Genomic DNA, 17699 nt, shown 5'->3' on the forward strand with positions numbered 1-17699 from the left:
AGAGCGTTGTATTCTATTGTCAATGCGGTAGAAAATTTGGAAGAAAAGCAGGATATGGATCAGGCAGTAGCAATTGTTGATAGAATTTTGAGAATATTAAATCTGTATCGGAGCCTGTTAAATGAATATGAATATGTAATGCGTGATTGTGGGGAAGAAAGAAATAGTTTTATAATTTCTATTTTGAATTTGAACCATATGCCTGTAAGAGAAAAACCTGATTATTACATTATGGTACTTCATCAGTTTTGTGAAGCGATCAGAGAGGATACTTTACTGGATTACCTGATTGGAGATATGAAAAAAGCTTCTTCAGAATTTTACGAAGAAGATGAGGCAGCATTTTGTGCTGAATGGGAAAAAATCAAACCAAAAGCATTAGCAGAATGTCAGAAAGCTCGCGATTTTGTAAACTCATTTCACGATCAAAAGAGAAAAGATTTTGCATGTAAAATAGCCGAAAGAACTTTACAGGTAGAATTTATGAACCAAGTACAGTCAATCGGCCAATCTGACAATAAACAGTATTCAATCATAAAACTCAAAGATCAGGAGGAAAATTTATTTGAACTTTATATTTCTGACGACAATATAGATATAGAAAAATCAGAATTTCAGGATGGATATTTTGACAGCGTGTATTTTATCGATGATCCTTATGTTATCGAAGATCCTCGTGTATATCAATTTATAGCCCCAAGAAAGAGAACCGACAGTTATGTACAATCAAGGATTGTTAATCATCGAGAAGATATGCGGCGCTTAATGAGAAAGCCCGAAGAGGATAAAAAAATCAGTGAAACTTTATACCAGGAAAAACAACTGGAAAATGTAATGAAACAAATCAATGAGATTGTACCGGGTATGGTTTCCGGAGGCACCTATTATACACCAGAAATGAAAATAAAAGTCGGAAATCTGGCAACAGGCTTTAAGATTTTTTCAATCATCAAGAAAATCCTCACAGAAAACGACCTCTCAGATAAAACACTCCTGATCCTGGACGAGCCAGAATCACATCTTCATCCAGAATGGATCAACCGCCTGGCAGAAGTTATCGTACTTTTGGTAAAAGAGTGCAATATCACAGTTCTTCTTACAACACACAGTCCAAATTTCCTGCTGGCAGTTGATGCCTTAATGCGAAAATATGACATTCGCGATAAATGTCACTTCTACCAGACAGAACAGGAAGAAGATCACAGAGTAAAATACATCGAAAGAACAGACAGCCTCGATGATGTTTACGCTGACTTTGCCGCATCTTTCGCAAAAATGAGTGCAATAAGGAAAAAATACATGAATCTGGAGGAGTAGAATGGGAACATCAGAATTAAAATCAAATCTTTTCTAAAAAACAGCAGAAAGCAGATGGACACTGGAATATCATCTGCTGCCAGAAGCATATAAAAACACGACACACCCTGATTTACAGATCTTCTATATCATTGTCACCGACAAAGTAAAAGAAAATCCCATAGACACCATGGGTCAGATTATGGACGATCTGGCAAACCTACATAATGAAGATAACTTCTACGAGAGAATGGAACAATCAGTAAAACACTTATACTGCGAAAGCCGATTCGGAAAGAGGGCTTTTTACGATAAAGTAGAAGTTTGCTCTGTGCAGGATTTTGAGACTTTCTTTTTAAACTAAATGAGGAAAAATTGTAATATAAGCAAAGAATACTCTTTCTAAAGTAGGAAAATCTATTTATGACCATAAATATATCGAAAAAACAAATGAATAGTTCGATATACAGAACGATAGAAAATGTCCAATATGTGATACAATAAAAACAGCGAAAATTACTGTTTTCACAAACGAAAACAAATATAAAAGGAGCGGAAACATATGGAGCACAGAGCACCTGTAGACATGCTGAGATTCTATGGTGGAGATATTCGAGAAAGAACTAAAGACGGAAAAGTAGTTTTTGGAGAATCTTCAAGAGATACTTTGTGGGGAGACAGTGAAGCATATCGCACGTTAAATGCATTGCTTTTTGATGGATACGAAAACGAAAAAGAGCGGATATTCAAAGAAAAGAAAAAATTAAAACCTGTATTTATCGAGAGGCTGGACGAGACACTTGCTATTTATACAGGAGTGTTTTCGATGATGTGCCTGCAAAAAGAAAAAAATATATCAGTAGTTAAGGTAAAAAGAGTAGACCGGCAGGCTTCATTAAATGCATACCAGAAGAGTTTTACAGGATCTTTTGTTGCCTGCACAAAAGGAGCCTATGATACTGAGTTTGCCGAAAAAAATAATGTAATCCTTTTAGAAGTGGAGATTCCAAAAGAAAGTCCATCAGTTGATTTTCAGCAGTTCTTATCAGGCAATGAGTATTCCAATTATATTGAGCAGGAAGTGCTGCTACCGCCATTTCTCCCATTAGAGATAGAGGAAAAACCTCTTAACCTGAAAGAAAAGAAAATCAGAGATATGCATAAAAAACCACCCGTGGGGAAATATCTGCTTCGGACGGGAAACTTCCCTGATTATAGAAATAAAATAACAGCTTCTAAAGACGAACTCTATGAACGATTGATGCGTGATAAAGAGGAAGCGGCTGCGTGCCTCCAGTCAATGAATGAAGGAAACTGGGAAGATGAGTATCAGAATTATATAAAATGGAAAGAAGATCTTCACAACTATCTGAAATTAGTCTATTCAGACTTATGGTACGGAGAAAATACAAATGAGTAATAATATGGATGAATCAACATGGGAATCGTATAATGAATTCTATAATGAACTAAAAACAGACAAAAATTCTATGGATATTTTTGAAGACGGACTAAAATGTTTTTCTTCATATTTATGTCATGCGAGCCGGGATTATGCTTATAACGCAACATATTTGCCGGGATTCATAGAAGAATTTCGTATATTCATAAAAGCATTTTCAATTAAATATGAAATTGCGAAAGCACTGTTTGAGGCAGCAGAATCATATCACAATCTTACATTAAAAATTGACAGATACTGGCTGTTTGAAACAGATGAAAACGGAAAAGTTAAGAAATCTATATTGGGCGGTCCTGACTTTGTTTCAGAAAAAACATTAACAATTGAAGGCAGCATTCTTTGCGATATGCAGAGATATATTTACCATGAGCAATATGAAATGGATAAGGTGGAATTGAATAAAGAGAAATCGAATAAAGTGCTATCAGATAAAGTGGTATCAGACTTTAAAGATTTTTTGGACAAGCATATACCGAATAATACAAAGGAGAGCGGAAAATGAAGTCAAAGACAGGGCAGGAATCGAAATACAGAGAACATTTATTATCCGATATCAATATATATTTAGCAATCTATTCCTTAAATTCGTACATCTTTGAATACAATTTACTGAAATCGGAAGACCGACATCTATATCATCAGTTACAGGACAAATTTGATGAACGACTTGTCAGCAAAGTGACAGAAGATGTAAAAAAACGAATCAAACAGTTATTGGATGATCCAGACGAATTTATCCAGGCAAAAGTATACTTCAAACCGAAAAAATTAGTCGATGGAAAACTGGAATTCAGGCCACTCCACACTACAGATTTAATTACCCAGATTGCAATTGTATCAATGCTTCATCTGTTTGTTTATGAAATACCGGAGAAGGAGAATTCAAAGCTGACCCTGTCAAATCTAAGCCGCCTGATTCCTTCAGATTTCTATGGAAACAGAGTTTCCGTAAAGCCAGAGAGCCTGTTTAAACCATGGAAACAACAATACCAGAAATATAACCAGAACAGTAACGATGCACTGAAAAAATATCACACATCTCTGGAATACAAATACGAAGTCACATTAGACCTCGAAAATTTTTTCCCAACAATTAATCCGGTTATCATATACCACTATATCATCGGATACTTACCGGCACATCTGTCAGAACAGGACATGCGCCTTATGAAAACAGTGCTGCGGAAATTATTGTTTTGTGAACTTGATTTTGGGAAACCTGCTACGATAACATTCACTGAACAACTACAAGAACAGTATTTAAAGATATCGAAGCATAAAACACCGAAAAGCAAAGACGATGAACAGCAAAATACAGTAAACACCGAAAAAACAAAAGACGCAGAGCCCCCTGAGACTGCTGTAAAATCACGCAAATTTGTAAGAGGCATTCCCCAGGGTCTGCCACAGTCATATTTCCTTGGAAATATATACATGATAATAGTTTCCGAAATTTTCCGAGATACATTTACGGGAGTGAGCTATTTTTATGTAGATGATTCCGTCATTTTTACAAATGATATACAGGAAGATCAATTTCAGAAACAACTGGAAAACATTAATGAGCAGATTACAAAAAAAGAACAGGAGTTTCTGAAAAAGTATCAGAAGGAAAATACAGAAATTTATCCTCAGAATACACAGGAATTTTACGAAAGCAACCTTTATGGTGTTGGGCTGCATCTGAGCGGCAAAAGTAGCTATGTTCGTCTGGATCGTCTTGATGAAAGTGAAGTTTATCTGAAATGCATAAGTCGGCAGATGTCTCAGGCTGGAAGTGATTTCTTCAGGATGTACTCAGATGAAGAGAACAGAAATCTTGAGAAAAAATTTGAGATATTGTGCCAACAGGTAAAAGCACAACTGGATAAACTGGAAAAACAGAGTCAGGAAAAAGAAAAACAGAACCTGCCAGAACCAAAGGTGCGCGATACAAAAAAATTCAAAGACAGGCTTATAAGATACTATAGATTTTTTAAATACAGAAAGCAACGTTTATCTGCAATGCACCGTCCGGAAGATGATTCGGATGAGCAGATCTATAAAGAGGAATTGGAAGAGATTATTTATGCCGGAGTGTGGGACAGAATACTGGACAGGTTTATAGATGGCAGGGAGCGATCAGCAAAGGAAAGAAAAGATATATTAGAACGGTTTGTGAAATCTTACAGCGATGATATATGGGATGCAGCAGTAGGCATGTATCAGACTTTTGCAAACGAAGAGGAAATCAGCAAACTGCGAAGATATGTACAGGAGATTGATAAACTGTGCTTCGAAAAAGGCGGAGAAAAATTTTCATATCTGCAATGTACCTACAGAGAATTACTGGGAGACAATGCAGACATGACTGAAGAAGAACTGCATATTCTTTATGACGATTCGTACAAAAGCCTCAAGAGATTAGCACAGATCAAACTGAAAAAGTATGCAAATAAACATTATGAAGTTGCAGAGTATTACTGCGCCAGATTCCAGAAACAACAAGATGAAGAAATAGTGAAAATACTGTTTTCAGAAGAAAAAGGTCTTTATGACAAGATGAAACTGGTCCGTGCAAATACGCAGAAAATACTCAGAATGGTAATGAATACAATTTATTCGTACCTGTTTAACGTTGAAATTTCAGATCATCCGGTCCTTGCGAAAAACAGTAAGAAAGCATTAACCTATGGAGAACTCAGAATTCTGGCCTTCTTGAGAAATCCCTGGTTCCAGACAGAAGAGTTTCGAAAAAGAGAAATTGTGCTGAAAGATCCTCTCAATAAAGGTGTTGTAGATTACTCAATCATGCGGGTCATGGAAATCTTTTATTCCTTTGTAAAAGATCCGGTAAAAATTGACAATCTGATACTTACACACAAATACGTTTATGATGTCTGGCAGAATGGTTCGAAACATCTATATTTTTATACGTTACATAACCAGGAACATGCGATCACTTTGATCCAAAACATAGTCAAACTGATCCATACAATTGATTTTTTCAAGATTTCCGCGATAGACTACTACATTTTATTTCTCGCCTGTTATCTGCATGACATATCAATGGTAAAGATACCTTCGTCAGATCTTTTTCTCATAGATACAGACAAAGCGGATGAACTGGCAAAAGACCTGCAGGACGAATACAGACAGGAAAATTTACCGAAAAACGGACCGGATATTTTGTGCATCAAAAAATATATGCTGGACAGTTACAAAAAAATCGACGGATATTTTGAAGAAATTGTCCGTGGCAGACATGAAAAAGACAGTGCAGCAGAAATACGAAAAAGATCAGATATATCATATCTCGATGTCCTGATTCGTGAAGTCGTTGCAGAAGTCTCAGAAGCGCATGGTGCAGATGAGCGAGATATTTATGGAAGAAAATCCGTTGCCTCACAACAGCTTCTGAGCATAAAGTTCGATAAAATATTAATCCGTCTTGCAGACTTATTAGACATGAGCAATTACAGAGTGTCAAAGCCGATTTTGCATCATAATATGCAGCAGATGTCAGAAACATCGGCATTTCACTGGATCTCACATTTGCTGACGCAGGGATATAAACTCTATACGGAATATGAGATTAACAACAAAGAAGGCGGACTTATTCCAAAGACAATAACAGAAAAACTAATCCTGGAAATTCCCGTAGCCATGTCTCAAATGTCTGCATTTGCCTGCAAAAAGCCCTGCGAAAAAGTAAAAATCGACAGGACGCGAATATCTCAACATCAGATTATCCTGATCTGTGGCGAGAAGTGCGAAGAAAATAATGAAGATAATGAAAAAGAAAGGAACTGCAATTTCCTGTGCCAGTGGTTTAACGTAAAAAATGATTACCTCATAAGAGAACTTGCCGCATTAAAAGAATACCTGAGAAGAAATGTAAATAACTATTTCGAATGTGAAATAGAGATCAGAATCACATGCACCGAAAAAACAAACATAGATGCGAAGCAATTCGAGGTACTCAATAATTACATCAACAAGAAAAAACATATTTGATATAATACGCAAAACAGAAAAGAAATCATTCCAGTTTTTGAATGGCTGGAGTGGTTTCTTTTTTTTGTATAACTATGTCGAAAGAACGAATTACTATTTCGATATACAGAACGACAAGAACTGTCCTATATATGATACAATAAAAACATCGAGAATTGTTGACAGATGAAAAAGCATTAAGCAGCGACAGACTGGCTATCTGTGGGGGAGCGCTATTTGGCTGAGATATCTGTAAGATTATTACATATATTCAGGCATTACGAATATCAGCTGCGAGTGCAAAATATCAAATGTGGGGAGCAGAGCTTATGAGAAAAGGGGAAAAAGAAAATTTAAGAATTCAATTAGGGGAAAGATTTTATGATTATGTAGAAAAGTGCCGTAAGTTTTTGGGATGGAAGCAAATGAAAATATGTGAAGCGATTGCCAACAGTATGAATGGGGAAGAGATTGGCACTGAAAAAAAGCTAAAAGCTAATACAATATATCAATATAAACAGAAAGGCGTGTCAGGGAAACAGGCAGAAAATCTGTTAAATGCCTGCATTGAATTTCATATAACATATCACGTGCCGCGAATAGAACTGTCTCAATTTGTGACAGAGTATAAAGAAATCGCGAGAAAGTTATTAAAAAGGGAAGTCAATATAAATACATCAGGACTTCCATATGTAGTGGAATATTCTCATGAATTATCGGAAGAAGAGAAAGAAGAATGGGATAGAGTCGTATGTCCGGACAAGTTACGCAAAAAATTAGATGATTTTTTCAAAAAAGAAAGTAAATGTATGATAATTCAGGGAACAAGAAAAAGTGGGATTACAGTTTCTGTTGAGAAATATTTATTAGATAAGCAGAAAGGACAAGAAACAATAATCATTCCGTATATCTATGATATTGAACAAATGGAATATTCAGATACCATGGAACAACAACTAAGGAAAGATTTGCAAGGGGATTATGTAGTTATACGAATAGGGTATAGAAAATTTGAACATTATGATTTCCTGAAAAATGCTAAAGCTAAAGTTTTAATATTAAGCCATAGTATGGTTGGAATTGATGCTCCGGCAGAGGCAGAGACTCTTGTATTTAATGATCTCACTAATAATATACAGTGCACACGGCAAATGCTGGAAAAATACGTTCCAGAACTGGATAAGATATTGAACGAAGAAAACCCCGAAACTAAAGAAACCATGGAAATTGCATTGAACAAATTCCACGATATTACAGGCGGCATTCCAATAGCTGTTAAAAAAATTGGAGAACTTATATGGAAGTTATACCATGTGGATGGAATAGGAATGGAACAGATCCTGAAAGAAACTTTGTGGAAAAATGAAAAAGGGAAAGAAACTTATCAATATTTATGGAATGAATTAATGGAAGATATGTGGAATCGCATTGGTGAAACAGAGCGGAATGTATTAGAAAGAATAGCATGTATCGCAACGAGCGTGAGCAAAAAGATGATGTGGAGTCTGAATAATATGAATCCCGATGGCAATATTATGGACAATATGTTGCATAATCTTTTTCTTATGGAAGGTGGAAAATCCAGAAACAGTGATGCGCCCTATCCGGGAGTAAGGCTCTTTCCGTTAATGAGGAACCTTATTCTGTATAAACTCAGTACGGATGTAGCGATAGATGAGGAGAAATTCTATAAAGAAACCATGGAAAGGGCAATTCGTTATCTGGAAGAAGCACTGGACAGTAATGAAATGGCAGGAATTTATAAGGGGAAAATGTGCTTTTTGGATCGAGAAGGAGAATTTCAGGTAGTAAAGTCAATTCTTGAATTTTGCTGTGAACATAATATAGAAAAATATATGATGCTTACAATGAAGTTGGAACCTTATTTTTCATTAAGAGGTAAAGATGGTAAATATGTAAGAGAAATTTACGAAAACCGTCTCAGGGTAGCAAGAGATAACAATTTTAACCGCGATGTGCTTACTTCATACGGTTATATTATTAATCAACGCATTCTGCGAGGTGAAAACAATTTGGCAGAAAATGATTTTCATGTATCTCTTGCATATGTGAACAGATATAAATTAAAAGAAGCGTTATCGCCGGCTTATTTATTAATGAAGGTAAAATATAATATTTATATTGGGCAGGATTACGGAATGGCAGAAAAAATTCTACAGCAAATTCCGAAAGTGATTCTTTCAAATCTCCAAAAAGCAGAAGCAGAGTTTTATAGTTGGATTTGCCAGTGGAAGTTGAGTCAAGAGATTGATATTGAAAAATTAAAGAACAAGATCGATATTTATTTGACCGAAGGTGATGTAGATAATAACATCATTGAGATACAATATGGTCTGGTTTTGGCAGAATTATGTATAGAGCAGTATTTAAAGGATACGCACACAGATGTTGATCTAGGAGCTGCCGAAAGTGTATTAAGAAAAGTAGAAGACTATATCAACGCGTGTAGATATCCTGTTGCGTTTCAACAGAGTTGCTACTATTTTAACAGAGCCTGCATTGCCAAAATTCAAGAAGAAGAGAGGAAATTTAACGGAGTCTGCATTGCCGAAATTCAAAAAGGAGAGTGGAGATTATTTATGAATAAAGCGCAACGAGCTTATAAACGAACAAATCGTGGCATTTGGAAGAGACAAAAAGAAGAATATTTAAACAATATAGAAGAAATTATTGGGGAAAAATGGAAAAATATGGGGAACAATTAAAACAATTTGATTTTTTGAAGTTGTAAAAGGGGAAGTCTGTCGAACTAAATATATCTATGGGAAATAACACCGGTTATAATTGACTCAAATAATAAAGAAACGGAGGAAAAAGATAATGAGAAATGTAATCGGTGTTGTAGCAAGTGTCGCTTATATTGTAGGAGTTCTGGCTTTCTCATCCAAAATGAAATGCTTCGGACTTGAATTCAGCCGGAAATTTGCACATATGATGGTTGCGAACTGGTGGTTCATTGGAAATTATATCTTTGACAATGTAATTGCATGTTCCACCGTTCCGATCATCATTGGAACGGTAATGGCTTTGTCCTACAAATATTCATGGTTTGATGGCGTTGAGCGGCCAGGTCAGAAAAAAAGTTTCGGAACCGTGTATTACTTTATTTCGCTTTTGATTCTGGTAAATATTTCCTTCAGGCTTTATGGAAATATGATCCCGATGGGAATATATTTCATGCCGCTGGGATATGGCGATGGAATGGCGGCGCTAGTTGGAAAAAAATTTCACAAGGGAATCTACAATGTACATGGAAGTCAGAAAAGTATTTCCGGTTCTCTGGCAATGTTGCTCGTTTCATTTATGACCATGTATGGATACAGTGTTATTTATGATCTGAATTATTCAGTACAGAAGTTGCTGGCACTTAGCGTGGCAGCTGCTGTTATAGAAGCTGTTTCCATTAAGGGAAGTGATAACATAACGATTCCTCTGGGAACGTATATTGTTTCCTTCATCATATGAATAGTATGAGGAGGAATAAAAAATGGGAAAAGCTTTATTTTCAAAAACAAAAATTCAGAAGAATTCAAACAGTATCATCCAGAATGGTAGTTCAAATGTCGTCGTCGTACAAACGGGTATTCCGAATGTTCTAAAATTTGATGAAACCCGTAAGATCGACTGGTCGATTCGGAAAATCAAAGAGATGCAGGAAATCTGTCCAAGGAGATTTGGTGTAAAAGACAGCCTGGAACGTGCCGTGAGAATTGACAACTATTTGGAGAGGATATTATTTTGCAGCATCAAAGAAAATGTCAGTCCGACGTTAAGATTGTATGGACATTTTTCACCTTTTTCTACTATCAAAGGTCAGATCAACCATTCAGACCTTGATAAACTGGAATTGAGTGAAAAGAGGCGAATGTTGGAGTGGGCCCAGAATGGTTATCCTGTAAAAGTAATCATCAGTCTGCAGCCGTCGCTGATTTGCGAAATGTCATATGATTTAGAACAGTATGACGAGCGTTGCGCAGATCTGGAACGATCACTTACATCACTTGAAGATTATAAGAATGTCCAGTTTGTAGTAGATGATGTCTGCGAATTGGATTCGTTGTATATTTTTGATACACTTTTCTACTGCGCATCAAGAAATGATGATCTGGATAAAGTCAGTGCGACTTACGTAAGTACAGATTTTGTTCCGGATTTGGCATTTGTCAAAAATAAGATAAGAACTTTTGATAAACGCTTTGAAATGTTGAAAGAACAAAATAAGTATCTGATAAAAGGCATGGAACTGACAGGAGAGAGACAGTATATACATAATGTCAGTCAGATTCGGAAAGAAAATTATCTGGAGGAGGACGATTTATGAATTCATTTATCAATATCAATAATATTACAGGAAACTCAAATTCCATTGTAATATCAGGAAAACAAAATGAAGTTAATTACGGCTCTAAGAAGACCAACAATGGAGAATGGAAGGAAGCCAGAAAATGTGTTGAAGAGGACGAGAATCTGAATGAAAAGCAGAGGGAAATTCTGAAGAAAATCTTATCCAAAGCAGAAGAAAGCCCCTCAGCAGAAGGACAGCAGGCTACCAGAAACGACTTCCAGACATTCGTAGACTGTGCAGGAAAAACAGCAGAAAAGATTGTGAAAGCTTTTTCAAAGATCAAATCAGTGGCAGAGTATTTTGGAATATCCCAGTAAAAGATTAAAGCAACCTGATACAAAGCTTTGAATAGACTCCTTTCTGAGTAGGTGAGAAAATAAAAAACTTGGTTGTTCAGAAAGGAGATAGGAGATAAAAGAAAAAAGGACGGTACAAATACTGTAGAGGTGGTATAGAAGAAAATCATTTCAAAAGCCCGCCGATTATGATAAACTTTAAATATAAAAAAATGACTGCTGAAACAAAGGGAGGCATCAAAATGGGAAACTATCTGAATCCGGGTTCCACACTGTTTCGATATAGCCTGCGCTCTGAAATATATGTAGATAAGAGTGGTTTAATCGAAAAAACAAATAAATTAATAAATACAGAACAACGATACATTTGTGTGAGCCGACCAAGACGTTTTGGAAAATCTATGGCAGCAAATATGCTGGCTGCATATTACAGCAGAGAAGAAAATACAGAAGAACTATTTGATGATTTGAAAATCAGCAAAGAAGTCGATTACAAAGAATATTTAAATCAATATGATGTCATCAAGATCAACATACAGGAATTTCTAAGCATGAGTATGAGCGTTGAGGAAATGTTGAATATGTTACAGACGCGCCTGCTCCGAGAACTAAAAAGAAAATATCCGGAATATGTTGACAGCGAGCATCTTGTGTTTGCGATGCAGGACATTTATGCAGAGACGAAATATCAATTTGTAATCCTGATCGATGAGTGGGACTGTATGTTCCGCGAATATAAAGAAGATATAGAATCCCAGAAAAAATACCTTGATTTTCTGAGAATGTGGTTAAAAGATAAAGAATACGTAGCACTTGCTTACATGACAGGAATACTTCCCATAAAGAAATACGGCTCCCACTCCGCCCTGAACATGTTCACAGAATACTCCATGCTGAATCCCCGTGATATGGCAGAATATTTCGGTTTTACAGGAGAGGAAGTAAAATCCCTTTGCAGTCGTTATGACAGAAACTTTCAGGAAGCACAGGCATGGTATGATGGATATGAACTTGTAACTCTGGAAGGTAACAACAAAAAAACATACGCCATGTACAGCCCAAAATCCGTAGTAGATGCTATGTTGAGTGGCATTTATGACAACTACTGGAATCAGACCGAAACCTATGAAGCCCTGAAAATCTACATTTCCATGAATGTTGACGGACTGAAAGACGCAGTGGTCCGAATGCTTGCAGGCGACCGGATCGAGATTAATACAGGAACTTTCTCCAATGACATGACATCCTTCCAGGGGCGAGATGATATCTTGACGCTGCTGGTTCATCTTGGATATCTGAGCTACCACTGGCCTGACAGAACCGTTACAATACCAAATAAAGAAGTTTCGCAGGAATACGTAAACGCGATCAGTACTATGAACTGGAGCGAAGTCATCCGTTCCGTAGATGATTCACGGAAATTACTTAAAGCTTTATGGGAAATGGATGCAGACACAGTAGCCGAAGGAATCGACCGTGCTCATAATGAGATATCAATCCTGCAGTACAACAACGAAAACTCTCTGAGCTGCACCATCAATCTTGCATTCTACTTTGCAAGAGAATACTATACCATCGTCAGAGAACTGCCATCCGGAAAAGGCTTCGCAGACATCTGCTTTATTCCAAGAAAACTGCATGCAGACAAACCGGCAGCAGTCATCGAACTGAAATGGGACAAAACTGCCAGCGGTGCGATTGAGCAGATAAAAGAAAAACAGTATGTAGAGGCACTGAAAGACTATCATGGGAATTTATTGCTGGCTGGAATTAATTATGACAAAGACACGAAGAAACATAGTTGCGTAATAGAGAAACATAAAATAGAGGGCTGATAAAAAGATATGGAAACTTCCACAGCGGAGTTCTTCCATGTCTTTTTTTTACAACTACGTCGAAAAAACGAACTATTATTTCGACATACAGAATGATAAAAATAGTTCTACATATGATACAATAGATTAATATTAAAAAGTTAAAGAGAGTTGAAGGAGAAATGGAAGAAAATACAGAAACTGTTAAAGAACCACAATATTTAATACAGGATTTATGTGATCAAATCAAACAGCTGACCAAGAAAAAACTAAACAAAATCCAGAGTGAGATTAATAAAAGTACGAATCTCTCGACTGGTGTAATACGAAAATATGAAGGAGAAATATCCAAAAATAAACCGGAGTTGTTTTTGATAGGTTGTGTAGAAGTTGCTGAAAAGAAGTTTGTAAAGGAGCAGGAATCCATCGCCTTCCCAGAGAAGCCCCTTGATCCTGGTGGAAGACTTGACACAGAAAAGGAAGAGGGTGTTAGGTACAAACAGATGAATCTATTTCGATAGAAACACCGTTTATCTGCATTGTACCTTAGAGTTATTTGAGCGAATCGAGCGAATCGCACAAATCGAGCGAATTGTACGAATTTATGTTTAGAAATGTTGGTGAAGCGATTATCTCAGAAATGTGGTAAGATGAACAGGTACTGATTATTGAGGATTAACAGTGCGACTCCTTTAGAAGAACCGGAAATAGAAGAGAACCGCTGAAGAAATTGGAATGTATTACAAAATTAAGGTGGGAGTTTATGAACCAAAAAAATTTTTACACAGCATTTAATATCATATACAGTTACCTAAAAGAACCTCTTGGGATTTACCAAAAAGAACAGTTTTATCGTATGATTTTTCAGGATATCTATGCGCTGACAGGAGATGGCTTATACGATAATGACTCAATTCGAAAGATAACGTCCGGTCAAACTCTCATTCACAGAAGAGTAGCTAAGAAGTTATATACCGAAAATGGATATGAAATATTTCGAGAGAGTATCGAAAAAGTTTGCCTATCTGGCGAATTTGAAAAAACAAAGATGTTATCAGATTTACAGAGATTACTTAAAGAAAGCACAGTAATCCCAGATAATATAAAACAACAGATCAACAAGAGTTTTGCAGAAACTTCTTCTTATCAGCAATCACGTGCAATTGCTGCGATATTAATTTGCTCCGACAAGGCAGATTGTGCATGGCAAAAGAAAAGTGTTTTCAGTTTAGATGTAAGTTTTATGAGACTGGAAGCAGATTATCCTCCTGCAAAATATCCAAAGTATATTTCTGACTCACCGGATGCGGCTGTAGAAGAACTGATTGGTCGGGAAGAAGAACTTAAAGAGTTATATTCAGAAATCGTAGAAAAAGAACAGAATATGATGATTTCGGCAGTTGGAGGACTTGGAAAAACAGAACTTGTAAAAGCATTTTTGAACCGTATTATGAATACGGAAGTTCAGGAAAATGGAATCGAAAATGTTGCGTGGATCCCATATAATAATCAGGATATTCGCTTATCCATAAAACAGGCCTTGCATTTGTCAGGGGATTTAGAGGATGTTTGGTCAAAAATCCAGGATAAAGCGGCACAATATAATAAAAAGCTGCTGTTAATCGTAGATAATATTGAAAAAGTAAAGGAAGATAAATATTTACAGAAATTAAGTTCTCTTCCATGCCGAATACTACTAACAAGCAGGCAGCAAACATTTCCGGGATTTCACAGAATAATGTATCTACAGCCTCTGAAAATGGATAAATGTCGAGAGCTATTTTATCGTCATTATCAATTTGAAGAAAGAGACAATGAAACAGTTAATGATATCATCACGCTCACAGCAAAACTTACGATTATGATTGTGTTTATTGCAAAAGCGGCATACATAGAAGAAATGTCTCTGCATCAGCTATATTCCAAACTGGTCGAAAAAGGTTTTAAACTAAGCGAAGAAGATGTTTCCTGTGAGCATGAGAAATTACAAAATGATGATACCATTATCCGGCAGATGTGCATTTTATTTTCCATTGTAGAATATGGCAAAGAGGAAAAGATTCTGCTTACCTGTATTTCAGTAATACCAAATTTACAATTTGATTTTGCAAAAGCGAAAAAATGGTTTAAAACAAAAAAGAACGGACAACTGCTAAAACTTTTTGATATTGGAATGTTAGAGCATAGCGTGAAAGACAGAAAACATATTTACTGGATGCATTCTGTTATTGCAGCAGCGATCAGAGAACAGCAGAAACAGATCCTGTATGACACGGCATCTCCATTTGTACATGAACTGTCCAGAGAGTTAGATCTTGGAGAATATTGGGGAAAAGGATATACAAAGCTTGATCTGATTCCGTTTTCCTGGTCTGTGGCAGATCTGTTTGAAGACCATTGGGGTAATGAGGATGATTCTGTTTTCTTGCTCAGATTATATTATGTCTGCTTTGAAGCAAGCAGTTATCTGCTGTGCAAAACTCTGATAGAAAAAGTAATAGAAATTGATAAAACGATTCAGAACCCAGAAATGCTGATTCGAGACTATAGAAATTACGGCGAATTATGGCTTAGGATGGATGAGACAGAAAAAGCTATTCAGTATTTGAATACTGCGAGAAGATATATGAAACAGATAGATCCTGATCAACGACTCAAAAGAGAATGGGCTTATTTATGGCATGAATATGGAAATATCTATTTCCATAAAGGAGAAGCCACAAAGGCGATAAGATATTATAAACGTGCTCTGAAAATTGATCAAAGTATTCCGAATCTTCCGCGAAGAGAACTTTCGACAGACTATTCAAGTATTGCTGTAATCTATCAGGCAATGGGAGAACTGACAAAGGCATATAAGATGTTGACAAAGGCTATTGAAATCGACGAAAAAGATGAAAACGATTCTGAATTTATTATGAACATTTATTATATGGCGACATTATGTACGGATTTTGTAGCAAATGGATATGATAAGTATATTCCGAAAGCGGAACAATGTTATAAAACAGTGATTCGTTTTCGTGAAAAAAATTTGGCAAAGAATAGTAATGATTTGGCAGATGTATATTTGGAATATTCAAATTTCCTTTATCAGATTGGAGAAAAAACACGGTCTTCTTATTTCGCTAATGAAGCCCATATTATTTATTTTGGACTTTATGGCGAAGAAAGCTATCATGTACTTCAGTGTTTAAATAATAAGGCATTGATACTTTGGGAAGAGGGAAAAATAGAAGAAGCTTTGAAAATGTATCGTGATATTGTTAAACGTGCAGCAAATATGCGGAATATCCCATTTGATGATGTGTGTATGGACTATCAAAATTACGCAGATTTACTGGAACATACAGATCAGTATGAAGAGGCGATGGAATATTATAAGAAATATATTCGCCTAATTAAGCAAAATGTTTCTGAGAATAGCCCCAAACTGGCACAGTCCTACATAGGAATGGCTAATTGTCATATGGGAATGGGGGATTATGAAACAGCAGTTAAATATTTGGAAAAATTAGCACCATTTACAAAAGATGATTCATTACTGGAACGATTGATGCATCATAAAATTGGGACATGTGCTGCTTTCATAGGAAAAGATGATATGGCAGCAGACCATTTGGAAAAGGCACTTCAGTTATGCGATGAAAACGGAATACTGGACAGAGGATATATTTATGTTGATCTGTGTATAATTTATCATAGAATGAAACAGAATGACAAAGCTATTTTCTGTGGAAAAGAAGCGAAAAAATTTGCGGCAAACTTTAAGGATACAACACTTGATGAATATGTTCATAATTTAGACATAATTTTAGAAGAAAAACAGAACATTTAATATCACAGCCAAATTAAAAGAAATTTGCTATTATCTCTGCATACAAAGAACTGAATGCATGGAAAGAGAGGTAGCAGAGATGAAAATTACAAAGTTAATTGATGTACTTATGGCGGTGAAGAAAATTACAGGAGAAATACTTGGCGGCTGCGATGATTTATTATTGGCGTTACTTATATTTATGGCAATCGAATATATAACTTGCACATTAGCTGGAATCTATAATAAGAAAATTAAAGAAATCACGCTTGATAAAATCATAAAAAAATCATGTATTATCCTTTTGGTAGCAGTTGGTAATGTAATAGATTTGCTGATTTTTCAGAACGGCAATGTGATCCGCACAGCAGTTCTTTCCTTTTACATTTCCAGTGAGGGTCTGGGCATTTTAGAGAATATAACAGTAATCGGGGTATCAGTTCCACAGAAATTAAAAAGTATCCTGGAACAGATGAAAGATGATTCGTCTGAAGAAAATAAAAAGTAAAAGCCAGACTAATCGAAAACCGTACATACGAAGATTGTATGGATGATTTGGAAGTCATTTCTGGAAATGTACCAAAAGTATTCATTTATGATAATCAGCAAACCTATATAGAAGAAATTTCCATTTCTTAACCTATTGTGCTACTTCAAATAAATTATATGAAAA

The 17699-nt window shown here is 36.0% G+C and carries 12 protein-coding genes; all 12 read left to right on the forward strand.

Translation table 11 applies throughout. From position 1 onward, the window contains the following. The coding region (locus tag QZL69_RS07010) for an AAA family ATPase (protein WP_291518801.1) at positions 1–1317 on the forward strand (1317 nt) is incomplete at its 5' end. A gap of 541 nt (positions 1318–1858) precedes the next feature. Further along, a complete protein-coding gene (locus QZL69_RS07015; protein ID WP_022214510.1) occupies positions 1859–2716 on the forward strand; it encodes a hypothetical protein in 858 nt (285 codons plus the stop codon). Next, entirely contained in the window at positions 2709–3260 is a 552-nt protein-coding gene (locus QZL69_RS07020) for a hypothetical protein (RefSeq protein ID WP_022214511.1), read from the forward strand. The genes QZL69_RS07015 and QZL69_RS07020 overlap by 8 nt, the downstream gene beginning before the upstream one ends. Before the next feature lie 932 nt (positions 3261–4192). Continuing rightward, positions 4193–6754 (forward strand): HD domain-containing protein, encoded by a 2562-nt coding sequence (locus QZL69_RS07025; RefSeq protein WP_291518804.1) that lies wholly within the window; start codon positions 4193–4195, stop codon positions 6752–6754. A gap of 308 nt (positions 6755–7062) precedes the next feature. Beyond that, entirely contained in the window at positions 7063–9459 is a 2397-nt protein-coding gene (locus QZL69_RS07030) for a hypothetical protein (RefSeq protein WP_022214513.1), read from the forward strand. Between the two features lie 115 nt (positions 9460–9574). Further along, positions 9575–10219 carry a diacylglycerol/polyprenol kinase family protein gene (locus tag QZL69_RS07035; RefSeq protein WP_022214514.1) on the forward strand — a complete coding sequence of 215 codons (645 nt, stop codon included), beginning with the start codon at positions 9575–9577 and terminating at the stop codon, positions 10217–10219. A gap of 22 nt (positions 10220–10241) precedes the next feature. Next, on the forward strand, positions 10242–11075 hold the full coding sequence (locus QZL69_RS07040) for a hypothetical protein (protein ID WP_022214515.1): 834 nt from the start codon (positions 10242–10244) through the stop codon (positions 11073–11075). Then, positions 11072–11416 carry a hypothetical protein gene (locus QZL69_RS07045; RefSeq protein ID WP_022214516.1) on the forward strand — a complete coding sequence of 115 codons (345 nt, stop codon included), beginning with the start codon at positions 11072–11074 and terminating at the stop codon, positions 11414–11416. Before QZL69_RS07040 ends, QZL69_RS07045 begins: the two co-directional genes overlap by 4 nt. Before the next feature lie 221 nt (positions 11417–11637). Then, a complete protein-coding gene (locus tag QZL69_RS07050) occupies positions 11638–13230 on the forward strand; it encodes an AAA family ATPase (RefSeq protein WP_022214517.1) in 1593 nt (530 codons plus the stop codon). A 161-nt stretch (positions 13231–13391) separates the two neighbouring features. Further along, positions 13392–13730, forward strand: coding sequence for a hypothetical protein (locus QZL69_RS07055; protein ID WP_022214518.1), 339 nt, complete (start codon positions 13392–13394; stop codon positions 13728–13730). Between the two features lie 242 nt (positions 13731–13972). Beyond that, entirely contained in the window at positions 13973–17047 is a 3075-nt protein-coding gene (locus QZL69_RS07060) for a tetratricopeptide repeat protein (RefSeq protein ID WP_022214519.1), read from the forward strand. Between the two features lie 79 nt (positions 17048–17126). After that, on the forward strand, positions 17127–17534 hold the full coding sequence (locus tag QZL69_RS07065; RefSeq protein ID WP_022214520.1) for a phage holin family protein: 408 nt from the start codon (positions 17127–17129) through the stop codon (positions 17532–17534). Positions 17535–17699 lie beyond the last annotated feature (165 nt).

This window comes from Blautia sp. CAG:237 (assembly GCF_000436615.1).
Taxonomy (GTDB): Bacteria; Bacillota; Clostridia; order Lachnospirales; family Lachnospiraceae; genus Blautia_A; species Blautia_A intestinihominis.